Below are 24,358 nucleotides of genomic sequence, written 5' to 3' on the forward strand. Positions count from 1 at the left end.
CCATGAAAAAAATGATTGCATGCGCAGTTGCTTCGCTGGCTTTGCTGGCTTCCCAATCCTCTCTGGCGCAAGCCAGCGCGTCGGCGCATGCCGGCCACAGCCATGGCCATTCGCATGGCGCAGCGGACGCCAAACCGGCCCCGCCGCCCAGCCCGGAAGCTGAAAAAGCCGCACGCGAATTGCTGGCCGTGATGAAATACCGCGACTCCACCGCCGCTTCGGTGCGCATGCTGCTGCAAAACCTGCCGATGGCGCTGATGCAATCCACGCATCAGGAACTGGGCAAGGGCAAGCTGGGCGACGAGCAAAAGAAAGCCGCCATGGCCAAGGCCGAAAAAGATGCGCCGGAAGCCGCCACCAAGATGGGCAATGCGCTGCTGGGTGACAACAAGATGTGGGACGGACTGGAAAAAGAAACCGCGACCGTGTTCGCGCGTCATTTCAAAGCCGATGAACTGCGCCAGCTGGCTGCTTTCTACAAAACGCCGATTGGCGTGAAAGCCCTGCAAGCCTTCCCGCAAGCGATGGGCGAAGCCAGCATGCTGGGACAAAAAACCATCATGCCGCGTCTGCAGCAACAAATCGAAAAATTCGCTGTGGAGCACGCCAAGTAATCCACAGTCTGACAGGGGGCGACCCCTGTCATTTCACAAGGGGTGAGCAGTGAGCGAGGTGTTCAATTTTTCTGCCGGCCCGGCAGTCCTGCCCAAGGAAGTGCTGGCGCAGGCGGCAGCGGAAATGCTGGATTGGCATGGCAGCGGCATGTCGGTGATGGAAATGAGTCATCGCGGCCCGGAATTCATGCAAATCCATCAGCAGGCGCTGGATGATTTGCGCGAATTATTGCAAGTCCCGGCGCATTACAAAATCCTGTTTCTGCAAGGCGGCGGAATGGGGGAAAACGCCATCGTTCCGCTCAACCTGTTAGGCCGCAAGCCGCAGGAACAGCGCGTAATCGACTTCGTGCACAGCGGCGCCTGGTCTGGCAAATCCATCAAAGAAGCGCACAAATACGCCAGTGTGAACGTGGCCGCCAGCAGCGAAGCGCAAGGTTTTTCCTGCGTGCCCGATCCGGCCAGCTGGCGCTTGCGCGATGACGCCGCATATCTGCACGTTTGCACCAACGAAACCATACACGGCGTGGAATTTCCTTTCGCGCCGCAAGCCGCGCGCCCTGATATTCCGGTGGTGGCGGATATGTCATCGCATATTCTGTCCAAAGCCATCCGGGTGGCAGACTACGGCGTGATTTTCGCCGGTGCGCAAAAAAACATCGGCCCCGCCGGCCTCACCATTGTGCTGGTGCGCGAAGATCTGCTTGGCGGCGCGATGTCTGTCTGTCCCACGGCTTTTGACTGGAGCCAGGTGGCGGCGAATAATTCCATGCTGAATACCCCGCCGACCTGGGGCATTTACATCGCCGGCCTGGTGTTTCAATGGATTAAACGCGAAGGCGGGGTGGCGGCGCTGGAAGCGCGCAACAAGCAAAAAGCCGATTTGCTGTACGCCTGCCTCGAAAAAAATCAGGCCTTCTACCGTATCCCGGTGCAAGCGCCATTCCGTTCGCGCATGAACGTACCGTTCTTTTTGCGCGACGACAATCTCAACGCCAGCTTTTTGGCGCAAGCCAAAGAAGCCGGTTTGCTGCAACTCAAGGGCCACAAGTCCGTCGGCGGCATGCGTGCATCGATCTACAATGCGATGCCTTTGCCGGGCGTGATTGCGCTGACAGAATTCCTCGATGCATTCGCGCGCCGGCATGGTTAGCCGGCGTGCTTCTGGTGAGTCCCTTCCATGATCAATGATGACCGTTTAAAACCCTTGCGCGAACAGATCGATGCGATTGACGCGCAAATTCTCGACCTGCTGTCGCAACGCGCGCGCGTGGCGCAACTGGTCGGCCATATCAAGTCTGAAACCCAGGCCCCGGTGTTCCGTCCCGAACGCGAAGCCCAGGTCTTGCGCAAAGTGGCCGATCACAATCGCGGCCCGCTGGCGGCGCACGATATTCAAACCATTTTCCGCGAAATCATGTCGTCCTGCCGCGCGCTGGAGCGGCGCGTGGTGGTGTCCTATCTCGGCCCGTCCGGCACCTTCAGCGAACAGGCGGTGTATCAGCAATTCGGCTCGGCGGTGGAGGGGCTGCCCTGCGTCTCGATTGATGAAGTATTCCGCGCGGCGGAAGCCGGCACCGCTGATTTTGGCGTGGCCCCGGTGGAAAATTCGAGCGAAGGCGCAGTCAACCGCACCCTGGATTTGCTGCTGCAAACCACCTTGCTGATTTCCGGCGAAGTCTCAATTCCGGTGCGCCACAGTTTAATGAGCAAGCGCGGCGATATGCAAGGCGTGAAAGCAATTTGCGCGCACTCGCAAGCGCTGGCGCAATGCCAGGCCTGGTTGAACTTGCATTATCCCGATATCGAACGCATCGCCATGGCCTCCAACGGCGAAGCGGCGCGGCGCGCCGGCGCGGATGACAGCCTGGCCGCGATTGCGAGCGAATTGGCGGGCCAGCAATATGGCTTGCAAGTGGTGAATTCCTCAATTCAAGACGACCCGCACAACCGCACCCGCTTTGCCGTGCTGGGCAATCTGCAAACCCTGCCGTCCGGGCGCGACCAGACCTCGATTGTGTTTGCCGTGCCGAACAAAGCCGGCGCGGTGTACAACATGTTAGCGCCGCTGGCCACCCATGGCGTGTCAATGACGCGCTTTGAATCGCGCCCGGCGCGCATGGGCGCCTGGGAATATTATTTTTATGTCGATATGGAAGGCCATGCGCATGACGCCCATGTGGCGCGCGCGCTGGCCGAGCTGAAAGAACAGGCGGCGTTTTTCAAAATGCTTGGCTCCTATCCGCTCTGCGTTTCTGCGCAGGACAGGGAAGCCTTGCCCTTGCCGCAAGATGATACAAACTGAGCAAACTGCACAAGCGAAAGAGAGCGAATCATGTCCGTATTTGGTTTGGATTACGTAAGAGCGCTGGCCCCATATCAAGCCGGCAAACCGATTTCTGAAGTGGCGCGCGAATTCGGCCTGGATGAAAGCAAAATCATCAAACTGGCCTCGAATGAAAACCCGCTTGGCGTTCCCGCCTCCAGCGTGGCGGCGATGCAAAGCGCGATGGCCGATCTGGCGCGCTACCCGGATGCAAACGGCTTCGATTTGAAAGCCGCGCTGGCCAGCCGTTTCGGCGTGCCGCAAAACTGGCTGACCTTAGGCAATGGCAGCAATGACATTCTGGAATTGGCCGCGCATGCGCTGGTGGCGCCGGGCGAATCGGTGATTTTTTCGGAATACGCTTTCGCCGTGTATCCGCTGGCCACGCAAGCCGTGGGCGGACGCGCCTTGCGCATCCCGGCGCGCGACTATGGCCACGATCTGGACGCCATGGCCGCTGCCGTGCAGGACGACACCAAGCTGATCTATGTCGCCAATCCCAACAACCCGACCGGCGCCTTCATCGCGCCGGACGCCCTGCACGCCTTCCTGAAAAAAATCCCGCAACGCGTGGTGGTGGTGCTGGACGAAGCGTATAACGAATACCTGCCGGCGGACTTGCAATATGACGCCGTGGCCTGGCTCAAAGAATTCCCGAATCTCTTGATCTCGCGCACCATGTCCAAGGCGTATGGCCTGGCCGGTTTGCGCGTCGGCTTTGCAATTGCGCAAGCCGAACTGACCGATATTTTGAACCGCATCCGCCAGCCGTTTAACGTCAACTCGCTGGCGCAAGCCGCCGCCGTGGCGGCCTTGAACGACAGCGAATTCCTGGCCAAAACCGCCGCCTTGAACAATGAGGGCAATCAGCAATTGTGCGCAGGCTTCAAAGCCATGGGGCTGGAATATGTGCCGTCCTATGCCAATTTTGTGCTGGTCAAAGTCGGCGATGACGACGGGGCCGGCGCGCGCATCAATCTGGCTTTGCTCAAACAAGGCTTGATCGTGCGCCCGGTCGGCAACTATGGTTTGCCGCAATGGCTGCGCATTTCCATCGGCCTGCCGCATGAAAACGCGGCGCTGCTGGCCGGCTTGCAAAAAGCGCTGCAGGACGAGGGCCGCGCTTGAATCAGCCCCTGTTTGCGCGCGTCCTGATTGTCGGCGTCGGCCTGATCGGCGGCTCGCTGGCATTGGCGGCGCGGCGCGCAGGCGCAGTACAGGAAGTTCGCGCCTGGGAGCGCACGCCGGAGATCCTGGCGCGCGCGCATGCGCTGGGCATCATCTCAGCGCCCCCGGCGGATATCGCAGCAGCCTGCGCGGCTGTTGATTTGGTCGTGCTGGCCGCGCCGGTGGCGCAGACCGGCGCGATTTTGCAAAGCCTCTTGCCGCACTTGCCGCAAGAGGCTTTGATTTCCGACGTTGGCAGCACCAAGCAGGATGTGGCGGAGGCCGCGCGCAGCGTGCTGGGCGCACAAAGCTGGCGCTTTATTCCCGCCCATCCCATCGCCGGGCGTGAAGTGCACGGCCCGGAAGCCGCCCTGGCTGATTTATTCCAGGGCCGCAAAGTGGTGCTCACGCCCTTGCCGGAAAACCGCGCGCAAGACATTGCCCGCCTGCGCGCGCTGTGGCAAGCCTGCGGCGCGCAAGTGCAAATCTTAAGCCCGCAACAACACGATCAGATTTTCGCCGCTGTCAGCCATTTACCGCATTTACTGGCGTATGCCTTAGTCGAGATGCTGGCCGCGCGGCCTGAACGCGCACAATTTTTCAATTACGCCGCCAGCGGTTTTCGCGACTTCACCCGCATCGCCGCCAGCTCGCCGGAAATGTGGCGCGACATTGCGCTGGCCAACCGCAGCGCCTTGTTGCAGGAAATGGACGCCTATCAGAGCAGTCTGCAGCATTTGCGGCAATTATTGGAACAGGCCGACGGCCCCGCCATGCATGACCTGTTTGCACGCGCCCAGAGCGCGCGCCAGGAATGGCAGCAAAGCCAGGCCAATCCTCTACCGAATTCAGGAAGCACAACATGAAAGCAGTCAAACATTATCCGCGCCATATCGACTTGGCCCCATCCTCGCGCGCCAGCGGCTGCGTGCGCCTGCCCGGCTCGAAAAGCATTTCCAACCGCACCCTGCTGTTAGCCGCACTGGCGCAAGGCGAAACCCGCATCCTCGATTTGCTCGCCTCAGATGACACCCTGGTCATGCTGACCGCCTTGCAAAGCCTGGGCGTGCATTGGCAGCAGGAAAGCGAAGGCGGGCCGTATCTGGTGCAAGGCGCGGCAGGGCGCTTCCCTGTCCAGCATGCGGATTTATTCATGGGCAACGCGGGCACCGCGATCCGTCCCCTGACTGCGGCCCTGGCGCTGATGGGCGGCGACTACACCCTGCACGGCGTGCCGCGCATGCACGAACGCCCGATTGGCGACCTGGTGGAAGCGCTGCAAAGCATAGGCTGCCGCATTGATTACACCGGCGAACCCGGATTTCCGCCGCTGCACATCCAGCGCGGCTTGCCCGTGCCGAAAACCTTGAAAGTGCGCGGCAATGTATCCAGCCAATTCCTGACCGCCTTGCTGCTGGCCGCGCCCTTGCTGGCGCGCGAGCAGGACGTGGTGATTGAAGTCGAAGGCGAATTGATTTCCCGCCCGTATATTGAGATCACGCTGAAATTGATGCAGCGTTTCGGCGTCAATGTCGAACGCCAGGAATGGCAGCGCTTCATTGTGCCGGCTGGCCAATGCTACCTCAGTCCGGGCAGCATCCACGTTGAAGGCGACGCCTCTTCCGCCTCCTACTTTTTGGCGGCCGGTGCGATTGCCGGCGGCCCGGTGCGGGTCGAAGGCGTGGGCGCGGATTCGATTCAAGGCGACATCCGCTTTGCCGAAGCGCTGGCCATGATGGGCGCTGAGATCAAGAGCGGGCCGAACTGGATCGAAGCCAGCGCCGCCGGCCCCCTGCGTGCGCTGGATCTGGACTGCAACCACATTCCGGACGCCGCCATGACCTTGGCGGTGGCCGTCTTATACGCCGACGGCCCCAGCATCTTGCGCAATATCGGCAGCTGGCGCGTGAAAGAAACCGACCGCATCGCCGCCATGGCGGCAGAATTGCGCAAAGTCGGCGCGCTGGTGGAAGAGGGCGCCGACTGGCTGCGCGTAACGCCGCCGGCGCAGATTCAGCCCGCCTCCATCCACACCTACGACGACCACCGCATGGCCATGTGTTTCTCGCTGGCCAGCTTAAACGGCGCTTTACGCGGCGGTAATAAGATGCGCATTCTTGATCCGAAATGCGTGGCGAAAACCTTCCCGGATTATTTCGATGCCTTCGCGCAAATCACCGCCAGGCCTGAGTGAAGCCGAAACAGCCAGGGCCGCCGCCCTGGCTGATTTACGCCGCATTCCCGGCGTGGGGAAAAGCATTGCCCAGGATTTTTATGATCAGGGCCTGCGCGCCGTGACAGACTTCATCGGGCGCGACCCGCAGCAGCTGTATCAACGCCAATGTGAAATCCAGGGCTGCCATGTGGACCGCTGCTGGCTGTACGTGGCGCGTCTGGCGGTGTACTTCGCCGAAACCGCGCCGGCACAGCATGAAAAAAGCAAATTGCTGTGGTGGAATTGGAAAGATCGCGTGTCAGGCTAAGCGAAGCCCTGCCCCACACCCGCAGATACACAAAGTTGCAGGCGCCAGCAAAAAAATGCAGGCTGGGTTGAGCGCAGCGATAACCCGGCGCCCGACACCGGTGGATCCCCAAAGAAATTTGAGCGAGCCAATCCCCCCATCACCCCGCCATCAATTTCTGCAAATCCTCTTCAATCTGCGCACATTCCGCGCGCAGCGATTGCATGAAGTGCTGCAAAATCGCCGAATCCGCCCGGTGCTGCGGAATAATCGCGCTGACGGTATAGCGCACCGCCTCGGAAAAACGGCGGATCTGCAAACCGCGCGCGGCATAATCCAGCGCGCTCAAAGGATTCACAATCGCCAAACCCAAACCCAGATTCACCGTGGCGCATACCGCCGCCGCGCTGTGCGTTTCGACTGCCATTCTGCGCGCCACGCCATGACGGCGGAAAATCTCATCCACCGCCTGCCGATACGGATCAGACGCGCCGAAATAAATAAAATCCTGATCGGCGAAATCCTCAGGGTGCAAGACTTTGCGGGCGCATAAAGGGTGTCCCGCAGGCAAGACGCAGACCACATCCAGCGCCAGCAAAATCTCCAGCGTGGCCCCTTGCGGCGCATGATCTTCCTCACTCAAGCCGAGATGAAAGCGCTGCGCCGCCAAAGCCTGCTGCATCAAAGGCGTTTCCTCCGGTGTGATATTCACGCTGATGCCGGGAAAGGCGCGGCAAAAGCGCGCGCACACGCGCGGCAACAGCGCTTGTGAAAACGCCGGCAGGCAGATAATCGAAATCTGTCCCTGGCGGAATTGGCGCAAGGCTTGCGCGGTGTGCGCAATCCGTTCCAGACCAAACCAGCTGCGCTGCACTTCTTCAAACAGCGCCAAACCCTGCTCCGTCGGCTCCAATTTTCCAGCGCTGCGTTTGAACAGCGTCAAACCCGTCACTTTTTCAAAACGCGCCAATTCGCGGCTGATGGTGGGTTGCGAGGTGTGCAGGAGATTGGCGGCGCCGGTGGTGCTGCCGGCGGTCATGATGGCGCGGAAAACTTCCACATGGCGGGCGCTGAATTTCATGCCTGTTCTGACCTTATATCAAAAATGAATAGCCTATCAAAAAATTGATATTTTTCAAGCTTATTCAGAACCCGCATAATTCAACTCGCAAATAGAGAGTGTGAATCAGGGGTGTACGGACTGCAAACGTTGTTACGGGGGTACGGCGTTTGCAGTCCGATTTTCTCCATGACGGGCTCTCTTTTTTTTCGCCCAGAGAGTTCGCACATGAGTCATTTTTCTTATCAGTCCGGGCAATTGATGCTGGAAGGCGTGTCCGCCGATGCGCTCGCGGCGCGTTATGGCAGCCCGCTGTATGTCTATTCACAGCAGGCATTGCTGGATAATTTGGCGCAATTGCGCAGCGCTTTTTCCGCCTTGTCGCCCTTGCTCTGTTTTTCGATCAAGAGCTGTCCCAATTTATCGATTTTGCGTTTGCTCGGCCAGCATGGCGCCGGCATGGATGTGGTCAGCGGCGGCGAATTGCAGCGCGCCTTGCGCGCCGGCGTGGCGGCGGAAAAAATTGTTTTCGCCGGCGTCGGCAAATCCGCCCAGGAATTGCAATTTGCGCTGCAAGCCGGGGTGTTTTTATTCAACGTCGAATCCGAAGGCGAGTTGGAGCGCCTGGATGCGCTGGCGGCTTCCATGCAAGTGCAGGCGCAAGTCGCCTTGCGCATCAATCCGGACGTGGCCGATGCCGCCACACCCGATAAAACCGCAACCGGAGGGCGGCAGACCAAATTCGGCATTCCGCTGCTGCAAGCGCGCCAGCTGGCCTTGCGTCCCTGGAAGGCGAGCAAGGTGTGCGGCTTGCATGTGCATCTGGGGTCGCCGATCGCTTCGGTTGAGACATATTTGCAAGCGCTCGACCGCCTCGAATTATTGGAACGTGATTTACACAAAGCCGGGCGGCAGATTGAATTCATCAATCTGGGCGGCGGCTTTCCGGTCAGCTATGGCAAAGCGGGCGAGCAGCATGACAGCGTGCAGAAAATCGGCGCGATTTTAAGCGCCCGCCTGCAAGCCTGGCGCGCCGCCGGCAAGCATTTCTTACTCGAACCGGGACGCGCCATCGCCGCCAATGCCGGCGTCTTGTTGAGCCGGGTCGAATATGTGAAACAGGGCTGGGAACAGCGCATCGCCATCATGGACGCCGGCATGCATACTCTGTTGCGTCCCACCTTGTATGAAGCTTGGCACAGCATGTGGCCGACCCGCGACCCGCAGGCGCAAGGCGATTGGCTGCAAGTCTGCGGCGCGGCGCGCGCCGATCTGCAGCCGCTGGATGTGGTCGGGCCGATCTGTGAAACCGGCGATTATCTGGCCCTGGGCCGGCCCTTGCCCAATCTGCAGCAGGGCGGATTGCTGGCGGTGTTTTCCTGCGGCGCATATGGCATGAGCATGGCCAGCCAATACAATTCGCGCGGCCGGCCTGCGGAAGTGCTGGTGCACGGGACGCAACACCGCTTAATCCGCCAGGCCGAAGTGCAACAGGATCTGGTGCGGCACGAACTGGCCTGCCTGGATCAGGCTTTCAGTCAAGACTCGCTCTGACAGCAGGCGCCGTTTTCCCGAACGGCATTGCTGTTTTTTCTGCGGCTGCTTTTGCTTTGCAAAACAGCCGCTTTTTCTTTATGGCGCCGGGTTAAACAAATAATGCCCGAACAGCGCCTGCCAGCCCTGTTTTTCCGCCGCCGACAAATGCCCCATATGCCGCAAGCAATGCAGCAGGCAGGAAATCGCCGCGTGCTGTCCCTCTTGCTGCTGATGCGCCGGCCACCAGTAATTCACCAGCACATTCAAATCTGCCAGCGATTCGACCTGATGCCACCACAGCGGCGGAATATACAGCGCATCGCCCGGGGCCAATTCGACTGTGTGCGCAGCCTCCAGCGCCTGCTGCAAACGCGGCATGCGCAGCAAATCGGGGCGGCGTAAATCGGCCAGACTGATAGGAGTTGGCGTGGGCGCAAAATCGAGCGGGCCGATATACAGATTGCCGACCTGTTCCGGCGGCAGTAAAGTAAAGCGGCGCCGTCCCGCCATGACACAGGCGATATTGCATGATTCATCAAAATGCGCCGGCGTCAAAATCCGGTTGCCGATCCAGATGCGCGGCGCCACCGCCTCATCCAACAGCGGCATGCGGTGGCTGGCCAAGACCCCCGGCAGACAGTCCGCCAGCGGCGCGCTTTGAATCGCCATTGAAGGCGGGTTCGCAAAATGCGAATAGCGCGCCAATTGCTCCAGTGCAGCCGAGACCGTGAGCGGCTTGCGGAAAAAATTAAAACCATCCATCTGCGCGTTGTAAAACACCCGCCCGTTTTCCTCGGGGCGCAGCAAAATCGCCTCCACGCTTTGCCCCGCATCCTGCGCCGCCAGCCATTCCAACAATGCTTGCGGCCCCTGCAGCGCCTTGGACACGCCCGGCCAATGCGCCACCACGCCGCGCAAAATCACGGGTTGCGCAGCGCTTTGCAGCTGGCTGGCTGTGGGAAAATCTTGTGAATATTCAGGAAAAGGGCAGGGTTTCATGGTGTGCGCAGAAAAAAAATTGCGGGGGCAGGCAAGACAGGATTGTAACGTGCGCCAAGCGGGATGTATGCTGACAGGGCAGAGAATGCCGCAATCGCGTAAAATATCGCCCTTTTGACTTTTATAAAGCTTGACGCCCATGTCCATCCAATGGTTCCCCGGTCACATGAATGCTGCGCGCAAAAAAGCCGCAGAGACGATGGAAGACACCGATTTGGTGATCGAAGTCCTGGATGCGCGCCTGCCGCTGGCGTCCAGCAACCCCATGGTCGAACAATTGCGCCTGCACCGACAGCGCCCCTGTTTGAAAATCCTGAACAAATCCGACCTGGCCGACCCGCAAGCCACCAGCGAATGGGCGGCTTACTTCCAGGCGCAAAAAGACACCCATGTGTTAGCCATCAGCTGTAAAAAGCCGGGCGATGTGAATAAAATCCCCGCCTTTTGCCAGCGCCTGGCCCCGCATCGCGGCGTACCGACCAAGCCGCTGCGCATGATGATCATGGGCATTCCCAATGTCGGCAAATCCACCCTCATGAATGCGCTGTTGAAAAAGCGCGTCGCCAAAGTCGGCGATGAGCCGGCAGTCACCAAAACCCAACAGCGTTTGTATCTGGGCAAACACATGGTGCTGGTCGATACCCCCGGCATGCTGTGGCCGAAAATCGAGATGCCGGATGACGGCTTGATGCTGGCCGCATCCCATGCGGTAGGCGTGAATGCGATTGTGGAAGAAGAAGTGGCTGCCTTTTTGGGCGGCATCCTGCTCGAACGCTACCCGCAATTGCTCAGCAGCCGCTATGGCTTTGCCTGCGACGGACTGGATGGCGTGGGCGTGCTGGAACAGGTGGCGCAGCGGCGCGGTTTGCGCATCAAGGGCGGCGAATTCGATCTGGAAAAAGCCTCCCATGTTCTGCTGGTGGACTATCGCAGCGGCGCTTTAGGCCGCATCAGCCTGGAAACCCCGCGCAGCCGCCAGGCCGCGCTGGAACGCTTTGCCAGCGAGCGCGCAGAATATGAGCGCCGCCAGGCCGAACAGCAGCAGGCGCGCGCCGAATTGGAGCAAGCCGGGTGATATGCTGAAATCTGCGCGCCACCCTGGCAACGCCGCAGCAGGCGCGCACTGCCGCGCCTTTTGCCCCGTTGTGAAAAGCTGACAGCAGCCCGCCGCAACAAAGAAATTCCCGCCTTTATTTTTCCCCTATGGTGAAATCAACCTATCATGCATGATAGCGGCATTGCTTATATGTATTGAATATGGTACGTATTAAAATAGTAATAAATTAACCATATTTATTTGAAAGCTATGCCCGAATCAGCAATCCGGGCCGGACTTGCGCCGGCCCCTGCCAGCAAAGGGGAGCAGGCATGCGTGTTAACCGGGGTAAGGCAAACAGGGGATTCGCCGGCGGGCCGCTTGGCCGCTGGTGCGCCGTGTTGCTGCCCTTGTTGTGCAGCGCCTGCTTAAGCCAGCGCGCCGCTTACCATGTGCCGCCGATTGAACTGCCGGCCAGCTATGCGCAAGCGCCCGGCGCCGCCGACCCGCGCAGCGCCGTGCTGCAAGTCGCCGGCCTGGCGCCGGAATTGGACGAGTGGTGGAAACAGTTGGGCAGCGCAGAATTGGAGCGGCTGGTTGCGCAAGCCTTGCAACATAATCCCGATCTGAAAATCGCCAATCTGCGCATGGAACAGGCGCAATTGCGCGTCAATCAGGCGGCTGGCGCGCGCTGGCCGGAACTCAATCTGCCGCTGCAAGCCAAGAGCGAAGCGCCAGAAGATGGCCTGGGGTCCTTGCGGCCCGGCCAGCCCAGTAAAACTCAGCATACCTATCAACTCGGTTTGCGTCTGGATTGGCAACCCGATATCTGGGGCGAAAAACAAGCCGGTCTGGATGCCACCCGCATGCAGTGGTACCGCGCCCTGTTTCAGCGCGACGATACGCGCCGCCAACTATTGGCCAGTCTGGCCAACGCCTATATTGAATACCTGAGTTTGAACGACCGTCTGCGCGTGGCGCGAGAAATCGGCCAATTGCTGGAAGGCATGCTGCTGGCCGTGCAGGCGCGCTATGACAGGCAGGACGCCACCATCACCGAACTCGAACAGCAGCGCGCCGCCGTGTATGCGGTGCGCGCCACCATGCCGGCGCTCGAATTGCAACGCGCCGAAAGCCTGCACGCCCTGCAATTTCTGAGCGGCACAGCACAGCCGCTGCAACTCTCCGACGCCGGCCTGGACTCCTTGCGCGCGCCGCAAGTCGCCCCCGGTCTGCCTGCGCTGTTACTGCTGCGGCGGCCTGATATCCGCGTGCTGGAAGCGCGTTTGCTGGGAGCGGATGCGGATATCGATGTGGCGCGCGCGCGCATTTTGCCAAGCTTCGATTTGTCCATGCAATACGGCATGGGGTCGCATGTGTTGAGCGAATTGTTTTCTCCCCAGGCGCGGCTGTGGAATGTGGTGACGAATTTGTCGGCGAATATTTTCGATGGCGGCAAACGGCGCGCCGAAGTTGATTATGCCCGCTCAGTACACCGCGAAATGGTGGAAAGCTATATGCGCGTGATCTATCTGGCCATGCGCGAAGTCAATTCCGCCCTGACCAGCGTGGATACAGCAAAACAGCGCGCCGGCTTACAGCAAGTGGCGGTGGACGCCTCGCTGCGCGCCTGGCAACACAGCCGCCGCGCCTGGGACGCCGGCGCACTCGATACCGCCAGCCTGCTGGAAGCCGAGCGCAGTTATCAACGCAATCTGGATGAAAGCTTACGGATCCGGCAAGAACATTTGCGCGGTCTGGTCAATCTGTTTGCCGCCTTGGGCGGCGGTGTCACGCCGCAGGCCGCGCTGCCAGGGCAGGGCAGCCGGCCACAACAGCACTATTTACAAGCCAGCGTCTTGCTGGCGCCGGCCAGCCATGCGGCCAAAGCGCACAGCGCAAGACTGGATGGGCAAAGCGCAGCGCCATCCGCCCCTGAGACGCAGGCCAGCACGCCGCCAGAGCAAGAGCCGGCGCGCCTGAGCGCTCCCGGACTGGCCTTGCGGCAGGCCGGGGAAGCGGTTTGGATTGCCGAGCTGGGCGCGCTGGGACAGCGCGCGGATGCGGCGCAACTCTGGCGCCAGCTGCGCCAGCGCTTCCCGCAGGAAATGCAAGAGCGGCAATTGCTGATGCGCAAAGTGGGCGGCAGATTACTCGCCTACGCCGGCAATTTCAGCAGCATCGAAGAAGGTGAACAATGGTGTGAAACGCTGCGGGAAATATTGCCTGCCTGCCAGATTTTGCCGGCCCAAGCGATTGGCGGCCAATCCGCTCCGCTCAAAATGAGCACCGTGCTCGGCGCCAGTGAAGCGCAGTCGCAGGACATGCCCAGGATGCCGGATCTGATGGGCAGCATGGCGCAGGAGGCAGCCGATGGCGCGCGCCAATGAACTCAGCACAGCGCAAAATGACACCGATGGCCTGACCCCGCGTCAGCGCCAGATTTTGCAGCTGCTCAGTGAAGGCAAGGTGAATAAAGAAATCGCCCAGGAATTGCAAATCGGCGTCGGCACCGTGAAACAACATGTGGTGGCTTTATTCAAACGGCTGCACGTCAGCAACCGCGCGATGGCGGTGGCGCGCAGCAAACAGCAAGCCCCGCGCAGCGTCTTCACCAGCCAGCCGCAAGACACCATTCTGCAGCGCCGCCCCTGCCTGATTTTATGCATCGAATTGCCGCCCGCGCATGCCCGCTTGCGCCAATTGCACGGCCACCTGGCCGGCTGCGCCTATCAATATGATGCGCTGCTGCTGGCGCGCAAAGGGCATGTGCTGGAAATGGTGTTCGGCCTTTCGCGCATCAGCGAAAACGAAGCCATCAAAATACTGGCCCTGCTGCAAACCCTCTACCCGCTGGCCGGCAGTCTGCGCGCCGTGCTGTCCGCCGGCCTCTTGTGCGCCAGCATGTACAGTCAGGGCGGATGGAGCGGCGAAGCGATTGCCGGGGCCAGTCTGGGGCGCGCGCGTGAATTATTGCGCCAGACCAAGCCGGAACAATTACTCATCGCCAGCCCCTGCTGTCAATTACTCGAAGCGCTGGGCATGATCGACCCGCAAACCCTGAGCCAGCACAGCCAGGCCGACGGCCACGCCTGCTTTGAGCTGGACGGCCTGCACATGTTGTATTGGCGCGGCGAGCGGCCCGCTTGCGCGCGCGCAGGCCGGGAACAGGAATGGGCCATGCTGAGCCAGGCGCTGGAACGCATGTTTGCGCCGCGCAAAGCGGCGCAACCCTGTCCCTTGCTGCTGCTGTCGGGCGAAACCGGGATGGGAAAATCGATGCTGTGCCGCGAATTGGCGAATCTGGCCTTGGCGCGCCAATTGCCGCTCATGTTTTTACGCGTGGTGGCAGACGTTGACGGCGTGTTTTTGCATGATGTGATTTGCGGCGTCAGCGCCGATTGCGCCAAGCTGGAACAGATCTGGCGCGGGCACGGCCTGTGCATCATCGATGATTTGCATCTACTGCCGCCGGCGCAGCAAATCGAGCTGATTCATACCGTGCAACAGCGCGCCAGCCTGTTGCTGCTGAGTGCGCGCCGCTTTGTCCCCGCCTTGGGGACTTTGGCGCCGGTGCAGGCCGACTTGCGCTTGCAACACCTGCCCCCGGCGGCGATCCAGGACTTAATCAGCACTGTCTGGCGCCAGGAAGCCGGCCAGCACACCCTGGGGCGGCAACAATTGCAACAACTCTGCGAGCTGGCCGGCGGCGTGCCGCTGTTTGCGCTTGAGCTGGCGCGCCATTGCAAACGGCGCGGCGTGCAAAGCGGGCCGGAACGCCGCAACACCCCCGGCCTGACCCTGGCCCTGATTGTGTGCGCCCGGCTGGACGAATTGCAACTCGATTGCCGCCTGTTGCAAATGGCGGCATGCAACCCCGGCATCACGCGCAACGCCTGGCTGCAAGCCGGCGGGGCCGAAAGCGCATTGCAACTGGCGATCGCCAGCGGAGTGCTGCGCGGCAGCGGCAGCGGGGCAGAAATGCGCCTGCAGATCGCGCACCCGATGGTGGAAATGGTGCTGGCCTGGCTGGCGGAGGGCTGCCTGTGAAACGGCTCGCCAATCTGTTTGCCGCCGCCAGCGCCAATCCATTCATGCGCCAGGACAGCAGTGCGCGAGCGCAAGACAGCGCGCCCGATACCGCCCTGCGTTCAGCCTTGCACAGCATCTGGCATTCGCCCGATCTGCGCCGCATGCTGCCCTGGATTGGCCTGGCAGCGCTGCTGGCCAATTTGCTGGCCGTGGTTTTACCCATGGCCATGCTGCAAATCATGGATCGCGTGGTCGCCAATAAATCGCTCGACACACTGTTTTTCCTGGTGCTGGGCATCTTGCTGGCGATTTTGCTGGAAGAAATTTTGCGCTCCATGAACGGCATGATCACTGCCTGGCTGGGGGCGCGTTTTGAACACGCCATGAGCAATCGCGCCTTGGCCCATTTACTGTATATGCCGCTGGAAACCTACCAAAAACAGGAATCCGGCAGCTATTCAGAAAAAATTCAAGCCGCCTCACGCGTCGCCGAATTTTATTCCGGGCAAGCCTTGCTGGTGCTGTTTGACCTCCCGTTTTCCCTGCTGTTTTTGGGCCTGATCATGTTCATTGGCGGGCCATTGGCGATTTTGCCGCTGATCTTGCTGATGGTGTTCGGCCTGGTGGTGATCCGCTTTGCGCGCTGGCTGCGCCAATTGATCATCGAACGGCAAAACCTGGATGAGCGCCGCTTTTCCTTTCTCGAAGAAGTATTGGCGAATATTGTCTCAGTCAAAGTGATGGCCCTGGAGCCGCAATTACAGCGCCGTTACGAGCGCCTGGAAGAGGCCAATGCCGGCATGGGACAGAGCCTGACCCACGCCAACAATCTGGCCGCCAGCATGGGTGGCCTGTTTGCGCAATTGATGATCATTGGCATTATTTTCGGCGGCAGCTTGCTGGTGATGCGCGGCAATATGACGCCTGGCGCACTATCGGCCTGCATGATGCTGTCAGTGCGCGCACTGCAACCGCTGACCCGCTCACTCGCGGTCTGGCTGCGCTATCAATTGTTTATTGAAGCGCGCCAGCGACTGGATCAGATATTGCATCAGCCGGTGGCGCAGGAAATGGGGCGTCCCGCCTTGCTGCCATTGCAGCAAAATCTGCGCCTGCAAGATGTCTGCATGCAAAAAGAAAACGGTCAGACCCTGTTTCAGCATCTCTCGCTTGAATTGGCGGCGGGCGAATGCATCGCCATCAGCGGCGACAGCGGATCCGGCAAAAGCTGCCTGCTGTCATTGTTGAACGGCTCGCTGCGCCCGGCGCAGGGACGGGTGCAGATCGACGGCGTGGATCTGCACAGTTTTGATGTGGCCAGCGTGGCGCAGGAAATCGGCCTGCTGGCGCAAAGGCCGACCATTTTTTCCGGCACCGTGCTGGAAAACATGACCATGTTTCAACCCGGGCTGAACCGCGAAGCGCAACAAATCGCCGTCCAGCTCGGCCTGGAACGCATCGTCGCCGCCATGCCGATGGGCTATGAAACGCGGCTGTCCGAAGGCGTGACAGAAATTATCCCGGAAGGCGTGCGCCAATTGATATGCATGGTGCGCGTGATGGTGCAAAAACCCTCAGTCCTGCTGTTTGACGAAGCCAACACCTCGCTCGACATGGACGCCGACCGCCTGCTGCAAAACTACCTGCGCAGCCAGCAAGGCAAAATGGCCATGGTACTGGTGACGCACCGCCCCTCACTCGCCGCGCTCGCCACGCGCCGCCTGTATCTGTATGACGGCGCCCTGCACACCGAAGCCGCGCCGGAAAGCGTGACGCCGGAAATCGAAAACCACGACCACGACATACCGCCGCAGCCGCAGCAAAGCGAAAGCCTGGAGCAATTTGTGCAAAGGCATTTCCAACAAAGCTCAGACTTTTCCGCATGCCTGATTCCGCTGCTGCGCGCCTTGCAATGGCAGGAAGACCGGCGCGAACTGGCCGAAGCCATCCCGCATCTATCCGGCCAGCTCGACTTAACCGGCCTGTGCATGCTGATGTCGAATCTGGCCTGGCAGGCGCACGCATTTAACAGCAGCCTGCGCGAATTGGATGCGCGCCTGTTGCCGGTCTTATACATACCGCCGCACGCGCCGGCCTGCGTGATCCTGGCGCGCAACGAACAAGGCTGGCTGGTCTGGGACGCCGCATCGCAGAGTGAAATCGTGTTGCCGGCAGACGAGCGGCGGCAAGTGGCGTGCATGTTATTCCGCGCCGGCGAAATCGAACACCTGACCCCGGCCAATAAAAGCTGGATCGCCGAATTATTCTGGAAACAGCGCAGACAGGTCGGCACCGCATTCGGACTGTCCCTGCTGGCGACATTTCTGGCGCTCGCGCCGCCCCTGTTTGTCGCCAGTATTTATGATCGCGTGATTCCTGCCGGCGATATGCGTTTGGGCATGTTATTGCTGCTCGGCGCGCTGCTGGCGGTGGCCTTGGAATGGCGCATGCGCGGACTGCGCAGCCGCATCATGGCTTTCTTCGGCGGGCGCAGCGAATTCTTATTGGGCATCGGCATTTTTGATCACATTATCAGCCTGCAAACCGCCAGCATGGACGGAATTTCAGTGACACGCCAACTCGGCCGCATCAAAAATCTGGAAAGCTTGCGCGACATCTTCCTCGGCCCCCTGGCGCTGCTGGCGTTTGAATTGCCCAGCAGCCTGATTTTATTACTGGCGATAGGACTGATCAGTCCCTGGCTCAGCCTGGTGGTATGTTGCACCGCCGCCTTATTCACCGTGCTTGGCCTGATTTCGCACCATTTCGGCCATGCGATTGCCGGCAACGCCAGCAATCTGGTCAGCGAACGCAATGAATTCCTCAACGAATTGTTAAGCCATATGCGGGCGCTGCGCAACGCCGGCGCGCAACAAGCCTGGCTGCAACGTTTTCGCGATTTGTCAGGCGCAGCGGTGATGGCGAATTTCGCCAGCAACCGGCGCCAAGCCCTGTTTAACAGTTGCGGCCAGCTGCTGGGCGTATGCGCCGGCGTGGCCACCCTGGCCACCTCATCCTTGCTGGCGATCAATGGCGTCTTGAGCGGCGGCGCCATGATCGCCTCGATGATGATCGTCTGGCGGCTGGTGGGGCCGATGCAAGGCATGTTCAACGCCGGCATGACCCTGGTGCGGGTGCGCACCACCATGCGCCAGATTGAAAACCTGATGCACCTGAAAGGCGAGCGCGACGGCGGCGCGCGGCAGGCGATCCGTCCCCAATTTCAAGGTAATTTGAATTTCCAGCGCGTCTCATTCCGCTACGCAAATGACGCCGACCCGGCTTTGCTGGGAATTAATATGAAGATCGACTTTGGCCAATTCATCATCGTCACCGGCCCGAATGGCTGTGGCAAATCGAGCTTGTTGAAACTGGTGGTGCGCCTGTATCAACCGCAAGCCGGGCAAATCCGGCTGGACAATGCCGACATCCGCCAACTTTCCGCCGCCGACCTGCGCGCCCGCATCGCCTATATGCCGCAGCAATGCGAACTGTTTCACGGCACAGTAGCGCAAAATCTGCGCCTGGCCCATCCCGGCGCCTCAGACGCGGAAATCGACTGGGCATTGCAAATGGCCGGCTTGAGCGAAGATGTGGCAGCGTTGGCGCAAGGTAAACACACCCGCATTTCCAACAGCAGCGCCGAATTGCTGCCCAACGGATTTCGCCAACGCCTGTCCCTGGCGCGGACAATCTTAAAGCCGGTGAATCTGGTGTTGCTGGATGAACCGGGCAAGGGCATGGATGAAACCGGTGAGCAAGCCCTGCTGCGCTGCCTCAACTACTGGCGCGGCAAAGCCACGATTTTGATGGTGTCACACAGACCGGGACATATGCGCCTGGCCGACCTGGTGTTATACATGGAACATGGCGCGATCAGCGCCGCCGGCCGCTTTGAGCAAATCAAAGACAAAGTATTGGGAGGGGGACGGAAATGAATCAGCAGCCGGATGCAAGCAAAGGCCAACAGCTGGGCCGGCGCCAGCGCCGCTTATTGGCCGATTCTTTGCATATTGAAGAAGAAATGGCGCCGCGTTTCGTGCGGCGCGGCATTCTGATACTCGCCCTGATTGTATTCATATGCGTGGGCTGGGCCGCACTCACCGAAATGCCGGAAATCGCGCATGCGCCGGGCGAAGTGATACCAAGAGGCGAAATCAAAGTGGTGCAACATCTGGATGGCGGCATCGTGTCGCAGATTCTGGTGGAAGATAAACGCCTGGTGCAAGCCGGGCAAACCCTGCTCAAACTTGATGGCGCGCAAAGCCAGGCCGAGCTGGCCCAATTGCAAGTGCGTTACGACGGCTTGCGCGCCCGCGCCGAACGGCTGGCCGCACAAGCTGATCAGCGTGTCCCGGAATTCAGCAAATTGGCCTTGCAGGACAGGCGCAGCGCGCTTGATCAGCAACAACTGTATCAAAGCGCGCTCAGCACAAAGCAATCCGCGCTGGCGATTTTAGAACAACAGATCGAGCAGCGCGGCAACCGCCTCAAGCAACTGCAAGCCAGTTTGCAGACCGCGCAGGAACAGGCCAAAGTCGCCAGCGAAATGCAAAAGCTGCGCGAAGATCTGGCCGAGCAGCGCCTGATCAACCGCGTCACCCTGTTGGAAACCCGGCGCGCCGCCCTCAGCGCACAGGGCGAAGTCGCCCGCCTGCAGCAGGAAATCGCCGTCATCACGCATGAAAGAGATGAAGTCTTGCAGCGCCGCGCCGACTATCTCAACCAGGCCCGGCGCGATGTATTGGCCGAACTGGGCGCGGTCAATGGCGAAAGCAGCGAAGTCGAACAATCGCTCAAACGCCTGCGCGCCAAAGTCGAACGTCTGGAAGTGCGTGCGCCGGCCACCGGCCATGTGCATGATTTGCGCGTGCAAACCGTAGGCCAGGTGATCATGCCCGGCGCCTTGTTGATGCAAGTGGTGCCGGACAATGTCACGCTGGAAGTGGTGGTGCGCATTTCCTCGCAGGACATCGGTTATGTCAAAGTGGGCCAGCCGGTCAACTTGCGCTCCACCAGCTACGACTATGCGCGCTATGGTTTCGCCAAAGGCGTATTGCAGCGCATATCCGCCTCCCATCTGGTGGATGAAAACAACCGTCCCTATTTCCGGGGCTGGGTGCGCTTAACCCAACCCTGGGTTGGCAACGAAGCCGGCAAATATCCGCTGCGCACCGGTATGGGCGTGATCGGTGAGATCCGCACCGGCGAAAAATCATTGTTAGCCTATTTGACCAAGCCACTGGTCAACGCGGTCTCCGGCGCCTTCCAGGAAAGATAAGGAACTATAACCTTTGGCTGTCTGGCGGCTTGTATTTGCCGCAATACACTGCAAGCTGAGCCAAGGCGCCTGCGCGCCGGCAAACAGATGCGGAGCACATCATGGCAGAGCAAAATAACAATGAAGACGGGGCGCAAGAACAAGCGCAGCATGGCGCCAGAACACAGCAGGATATCAACCAGGAAGCAGCGCTGTTTGATGATCTGACAGTGTTAAGCCGCAACCAGGGCGGGAATGCGGCAGAACAAGTGCTGGACAGAATTGATGCGCCGGAGCGGGGCGAGAACAGCGGCAATGAAAATGTGCAGACCGCCATGCGCGACAACGACCAGCGCGTGCAGCAGCGTGAGCAAAGCGGCCAGCGCATGGAGGAAAATCTGGAAATCGCACGCCAGGGCAGCCGCGCTTCACAGCACATCGCCGGCATGTCCGACCGCAGCGCCGGACGGCAGGATGGCGTACCGATGGAAGAGGGCGTGCGGCCAGCGGCGGAAATTGATCCCGCGATTGACGCTGTGCAGGCTGGCGGCGAACACGATGCGAACGATTTTGGCGAAGTGACCCCGCAAGGCGCAGGCCGCAGCGGCGCCGCCGGCGCGCAAAACCGCGCTGAAACGCCAGCGGAAAAACCGACCCCGAATCAAGCCCCGGAAGGCGCCAGCAGCACAGTCGCCGCAGCGCCAGCCCCCGCCGAAGCCAATCCACAGCCCACCCCGGCAGGCGCGCAAGCGACATCGCCACAAACAACGGCAGAAACCTTCGCCAATATCCCGCAAGCAGAACAGCCGGAAGCCGCGCGTGGCGGGGCGGATGTGGCGCAGAATGTGGCGCCGGTGGTGAATGAAACCCCGGCGCCGACGGAAACGCCTGCGCCGACGGAAACCCCGGCGCCGACGGAAACGCCGGCTCCGACGGAAACGCCTGCGCCGACCGAAACGCCGGCACCGACGGAAACACCAGCACCGACGGAAACGCCAGCGCCGACGGAAACCCCGGCCCCGACCGAAACGCCAGCGCCGACGGAAACGCCTGCGCCGACGGAAACCCCTGCGCCGACAGAAACTCCGGCCCCGACAGAAACTCCGGCCCCGACGGAAACGCCAGCGCCGACCGAAACTCCGGCCCCGACGGAAACTCCTGCGCCGACCGAAACACCAGCGCCGACGGAAACACCGGCCCCGACGGAAACCCCGGCTCCGACGGAAACACCGGCCCCGACGGAAACTCCTGCGCCGACCGAAACACCAGCGCCGACGGAAACACCGGCCCCGACGGAAACACCGGCCCCGACGGAAACCCCGGCTCCGACGGAAACGCCGGCTCCGACGGAAACGCCGGCTCCGACGGAAACGCCAGCCCCGACGGAAACGCCAGCACCGACGGAAACGCCAGCGCCGACCGAAACGCCAGCGCCGACCGAAACTCCGGCACCGACCGAAACCCCGGCTCCCACGGAAACGCCAGCGCCGACGGAAACCCCGGCTCCGACGGAAACACCGGCCCCGACCGAAACTCCTGCACCGACGGAAACGCCTGCGCCGACCGAAACGCCAGCGCCGACGGAAACGCCTGCACCGACGGAAACACCAGCACCGACGGAAACCCCTGCGCCGACCGAAACGCCAGCGCCGACCGAAACTCCGGCACCGACGGAAACACCGGCGCCGACGGAAACGCCTGCGCCGACCGAAACACCGGCTCCGACGGAAACCCCGGCTCCGACGGAAACACCTGCACCGACGGAAACACCAGCTCCGACGGAAACGCCTGCACCGACGGAAACGCCTGCACCGACGGAAACGCCAGCACCGACGGAAACGCCAGCACCGACGGAAACTCCGGCGCCGACCGAAACTCCGGCGCCGACCGAAACCCCGGCGCCGACGGAAACGCCGGCCCCGACGGAAACCCCGGCTCCGACGGAAACTCCTGCGCCGACCGAAACCCCGGCGCCGACGGAAACACCCGCACCGACGGAAACGCCAGCGCCGACAGAAACCCCGGCTCCGACGGAAACACCGGCTCCAACGGAAACACCGGCCCCGACGGAAACGCCTGCGCCGACCGAAACACCGGCCCCGACGGAAACACCAGCGCCGACGGAAACGCCGGCACCGACGGAAACACCGGCCCCGACGGAAACCCCTGCGCCGACGGAAACCCCTGCGCCGACGGAAACGCCGGCCCCGACCGAAACCCCGGCGCCGACGGAAACACCCGCACCGACGGAAACGCCAGCGCCGACGGAAACGCCAGCGCCGACGGAAACGCCAGCGCCGACCGAAACTCCGGCTCCGACAGAAACCCCGGCCCCGACGGAAACGCCAGCACCGACCGAAACACCGGTGCCGACCGAAACACCAGCGCCGACGGAAACACCGGCCCCGACGGAAACGCCTGCACCGACCGAAACGCCGGCCCCGACGGAAACCCCGGCTCCGACCGAAACACCAGCACCGACGGAAACGCCTGCACCGACGGAAACGCCAGCGCCGACGGAAACGCCAGCGCCGACGGAAACGCCAGCGCCGACGGAAACGCCTGCACCGACCGAAACGCCGGCCCCGACGGAAACCCCTGCCCCGACCGAAACACCAGCACCGACGGAAACGCCTGCACCGACGGAAACACCGGCGCCGACGGAAACACCGGCTCCGACGGAAACACCAGCGCCGACGGAAACGCCTGCACCGACGGAAACCCCGGCCCCGACCGAAACTCCTGCGCCGACGCAAACCCCTGCGCCGACCGAAACACCAGCGCCGACGGAAACCCCGGCCCCGACGGAAACCCCGGCTCCGACGGAAACGCCGGCTCCGACGGAAACGCCGGCACCGACCGAAACGCCGGCACCGACCGAAACACCAGCACCGACGGAAACGCCAGCGCCGACCGAAACTCCGGCGCCGACCGAAACACCGGCTCCGACGGAAACACCGGCTCCGACGGAAACGCCAGCGCCGACGGAAACCCCTGCGCCGACCGAAACACCGGCACCGACGGAAACACCAGCGCCGACGGAAACTCCGGCTCCGACCGAAACTCCTGCGCCGACGGAAACACCAGCGCCGACGGAAACCCCGGCTCCGACGGAAACTCCGGCTCCGACAGAAACACCGGCGCCGACGGAAACCCCGGCACCAACGGAAACCCCGGCACCGACCGAAACTCCTGCACCGACGGAAACGCCTGCGCCGACCGAAACGCCAGCGCCGACGGAAACGCCGGCACCGACGGAAACGCCAGCGCCGACAGAAACGCCAGCACCGACGGAAACGCCAGCACCGACGGAAACGCCAGCACCGACGGAAACGCCAGCGCCGACGGAAACGCCAGCGCCGACCGAAACTCCGGCTCCGACAGAAACCCCGGCCCCGACAGAAACCCCGGCGCCGACGGAAACACCAGCGCCGACGGAAACGCCGGCACCGACGGAAACGCCAGCGCCGACCGAAACTCCGGCCCCGACGGAAACGCCAGCGCCGACCGAAACTCCGGCTCCGACAGAAACACCGGCGCCGACGGAAACACCGGCTCCAACGGAAACACCGGCCCCGACGGAAACCCCGGCTCCGACGGAAACCCCTGCGCCGACCGAGACCCCGGCACCGACGGAAACACCGGCTCCGACGGAAACGCCGGCCCCGACGGAAACCCCGGCTCCGACGGAAACGCCGGTGCCGACGGAAACGCCTGTACCGACGGAAACGCCTGCACCGACGGAAACGCCTGCGCCGACGGAAACACCAGCGCCGACAGAAACCCCGGCGCCGACTGAAACCCCAGCGCCGACAGAAACCCCGGCGCCGACTGAAACACCAGCGCCGACAGAAACACCAGCGCCG

The 24,358-nt window shown here is 61.5% G+C and carries 16 protein-coding genes; 13 read left to right on the top strand and 3 right to left on the bottom strand.

Annotated elements, in window-relative coordinates; genetic code table 11:
* Window positions 1–2: 2 nt before the first annotated feature.
* The 7 genes from V8J88_RS03295 to V8J88_RS03325 are packed head-to-tail and all read left to right on the top strand — an operon-like array spanning window position 3 to window position 6,590.
* Window positions 3–614 (top strand): DUF2059 domain-containing protein, encoded by a 612-nt coding sequence (locus V8J88_RS03295; protein ID WP_338847756.1) that lies wholly within the window; start codon window positions 3–5, stop codon window positions 612–614.
* Window positions 615–663: 49 nt separating this feature from the next.
* Window positions 664–1,767 (top strand): 3-phosphoserine/phosphohydroxythreonine transaminase, encoded by a 1,104-nt coding sequence (gene serC, locus V8J88_RS03300; RefSeq protein ID WP_338847758.1) that lies wholly within the window; start codon window positions 664–666, stop codon window positions 1,765–1,767.
* A gap of 27 nt (window positions 1,768–1,794) precedes the next feature.
* Window positions 1,795–2,919 carry a prephenate dehydratase gene (gene pheA / locus V8J88_RS03305; protein ID WP_338847759.1) on the top strand — a complete coding sequence of 375 codons (1,125 nt, stop codon included), beginning with the start codon at window positions 1,795–1,797 and terminating at the stop codon, window positions 2,917–2,919.
* Window positions 2,920–2,949: 30 nt separating this feature from the next.
* A complete protein-coding gene (gene hisC, locus V8J88_RS03310; RefSeq protein WP_338847760.1) occupies window positions 2,950–4,068 on the top strand; it encodes a histidinol-phosphate transaminase in 1,119 nt (372 codons plus the stop codon).
* Window positions 4,065–4,973, top strand: coding sequence for a prephenate dehydrogenase/arogenate dehydrogenase family protein (locus tag V8J88_RS03315; protein ID WP_338847761.1), 909 nt, complete (start codon window positions 4,065–4,067; stop codon window positions 4,971–4,973). The genes hisC and V8J88_RS03315 overlap by 4 nt, the downstream gene beginning before the upstream one ends.
* Entirely contained in the window at window positions 4,970–6,301 is a 1,332-nt protein-coding gene (gene aroA / locus V8J88_RS03320) for a 3-phosphoshikimate 1-carboxyvinyltransferase (protein ID WP_338847762.1), read from the top strand. The genes V8J88_RS03315 and aroA overlap by 4 nt, the downstream gene beginning before the upstream one ends.
* Window positions 6,267–6,590 carry a helix-hairpin-helix domain-containing protein gene (locus V8J88_RS03325; RefSeq protein WP_338847763.1) on the top strand — a complete coding sequence of 108 codons (324 nt, stop codon included), beginning with the start codon at window positions 6,267–6,269 and terminating at the stop codon, window positions 6,588–6,590. Before aroA ends, V8J88_RS03325 begins: the two co-directional genes overlap by 35 nt.
* 139 nt (window positions 6,591–6,729) lie before the next feature.
* Here V8J88_RS03325 and V8J88_RS03330 read toward each other — a convergent pair whose 3' ends face one another.
* Window positions 6,730–7,650 (bottom strand): LysR family transcriptional regulator, encoded by a 921-nt coding sequence (locus V8J88_RS03330; RefSeq protein ID WP_338847765.1) that lies wholly within the window; start codon window positions 7,648–7,650, stop codon window positions 6,730–6,732.
* A gap of 207 nt (window positions 7,651–7,857) precedes the next feature.
* Here V8J88_RS03330 and lysA point away from each other — a divergent pair, with 207 nt between their 5' ends.
* Complete coding sequence (gene lysA / locus V8J88_RS03335; RefSeq protein ID WP_338847766.1) at window positions 7,858–9,183, top strand: diaminopimelate decarboxylase; 1,326 nt, start codon at window positions 7,858–7,860, stop codon at window positions 9,181–9,183.
* A gap of 78 nt (window positions 9,184–9,261) precedes the next feature.
* On the opposite strand, the gene V8J88_RS03340 is transcribed toward lysA, so the two are convergent.
* On the bottom strand, window positions 9,262–10,164 hold the full coding sequence (locus V8J88_RS03340; protein WP_338847768.1) for a cupin-like domain-containing protein: 903 nt from the start codon (window positions 10,162–10,164) through the stop codon (window positions 9,262–9,264).
* A gap of 139 nt (window positions 10,165–10,303) precedes the next feature.
* Between V8J88_RS03340 and ylqF the strand changes: the two genes are divergently transcribed.
* The 5 genes from ylqF (at window position 10,304) to V8J88_RS03365 (ending at window position 20,513) form a co-directional block, all read left to right on the top strand.
* Window positions 10,304–11,239, top strand: coding sequence for a ribosome biogenesis GTPase YlqF (gene ylqF / locus V8J88_RS03345; protein ID WP_338847769.1), 936 nt, complete (start codon window positions 10,304–10,306; stop codon window positions 11,237–11,239).
* Between the two features lie 293 nt (window positions 11,240–11,532).
* Window positions 11,533–13,590, top strand: a complete 2,058-nt coding sequence (locus V8J88_RS03350) for an efflux transporter outer membrane subunit (RefSeq protein WP_338847771.1) — start codon at window positions 11,533–11,535, stop codon at window positions 13,588–13,590.
* Entirely contained in the window at window positions 13,574–15,250 is a 1,677-nt protein-coding gene (locus V8J88_RS03355) for a LuxR C-terminal-related transcriptional regulator (RefSeq protein WP_338847772.1), read from the top strand. Before V8J88_RS03350 ends, V8J88_RS03355 begins: the two co-directional genes overlap by 17 nt.
* Window positions 15,247–19,170, top strand: a complete 3,924-nt coding sequence (locus V8J88_RS03360) for an ATP-binding cassette domain-containing protein (protein ID WP_338847774.1) — start codon at window positions 15,247–15,249, stop codon at window positions 19,168–19,170. Before V8J88_RS03355 ends, V8J88_RS03360 begins: the two co-directional genes overlap by 4 nt.
* Window positions 19,167–20,513, top strand: coding sequence for an HlyD family type I secretion periplasmic adaptor subunit (locus tag V8J88_RS03365; protein ID WP_338847775.1), 1,347 nt, complete (start codon window positions 19,167–19,169; stop codon window positions 20,511–20,513). Before V8J88_RS03360 ends, V8J88_RS03365 begins: the two co-directional genes overlap by 4 nt.
* Before the next feature lie 174 nt (window positions 20,514–20,687).
* On the opposite strand, the gene V8J88_RS03370 is transcribed toward V8J88_RS03365, so the two are convergent.
* Window positions 20,688–24,350, bottom strand: a complete 3,663-nt coding sequence (locus tag V8J88_RS03370; protein ID WP_338847776.1) for a hypothetical protein — start codon at window positions 24,348–24,350, stop codon at window positions 20,688–20,690.
* Between the last annotated feature and the right edge of the window lie 8 nt (window positions 24,351–24,358).

It is taken from the genome of Massilia sp. W12 (genome assembly GCF_037300705.1).
Classification (GTDB): Bacteria; Pseudomonadota; Gammaproteobacteria; order Burkholderiales; family Burkholderiaceae_D; genus JACPVY01.

What these genes read in the sequence shown, in the direction of transcription:
- V8J88_RS03350 (WP_338847771.1), top strand. Translation starts at nt 11,533, where the DNA reads ATGCGTGTTAACCGGGGTAAGGCAAACAGGGGATTCGCCGGCGGGCCG.
- lysA (WP_338847766.1), top strand. Translation starts at nt 7,858, where the DNA reads ATGAGTCATTTTTCTTATCAGTCCGGGCAATTGATGCTGGAAGGCGTG.
- hisC (WP_338847760.1), top strand. Translation starts at nt 2,950, where the DNA reads ATGTCCGTATTTGGTTTGGATTACGTAAGAGCGCTGGCCCCATATCAA.
- ylqF (WP_338847769.1), top strand. Translation starts at nt 10,304, where the DNA reads ATGTCCATCCAATGGTTCCCCGGTCACATGAATGCTGCGCGCAAAAAA.
- V8J88_RS03330 (WP_338847765.1), bottom strand. Translation starts at nt 7,650, where the DNA reads ATGAAATTCAGCGCCCGCCATGTGGAAGTTTTCCGCGCCATCATGACC.
- V8J88_RS03340 (WP_338847768.1), bottom strand. Translation starts at nt 10,164, where the DNA reads ATGAAACCCTGCCCTTTTCCTGAATATTCACAAGATTTTCCCACAGCC.
- V8J88_RS03365 (WP_338847775.1), top strand. Translation starts at nt 19,167, where the DNA reads ATGAATCAGCAGCCGGATGCAAGCAAAGGCCAACAGCTGGGCCGGCGC.
- V8J88_RS03295 (WP_338847756.1), top strand. Translation starts at nt 3, where the DNA reads ATGAAAAAAATGATTGCATGCGCAGTTGCTTCGCTGGCTTTGCTGGCT.
- V8J88_RS03355 (WP_338847772.1), top strand. Translation starts at nt 13,574, where the DNA reads ATGGCGCGCGCCAATGAACTCAGCACAGCGCAAAATGACACCGATGGC.
- aroA (WP_338847762.1), top strand. Translation starts at nt 4,970, where the DNA reads ATGAAAGCAGTCAAACATTATCCGCGCCATATCGACTTGGCCCCATCC.
- pheA (WP_338847759.1), top strand. Translation starts at nt 1,795, where the DNA reads ATGATCAATGATGACCGTTTAAAACCCTTGCGCGAACAGATCGATGCG.
- V8J88_RS03325 (WP_338847763.1), top strand. Translation starts at nt 6,267, where the DNA reads ATGCCTTCGCGCAAATCACCGCCAGGCCTGAGTGAAGCCGAAACAGCC.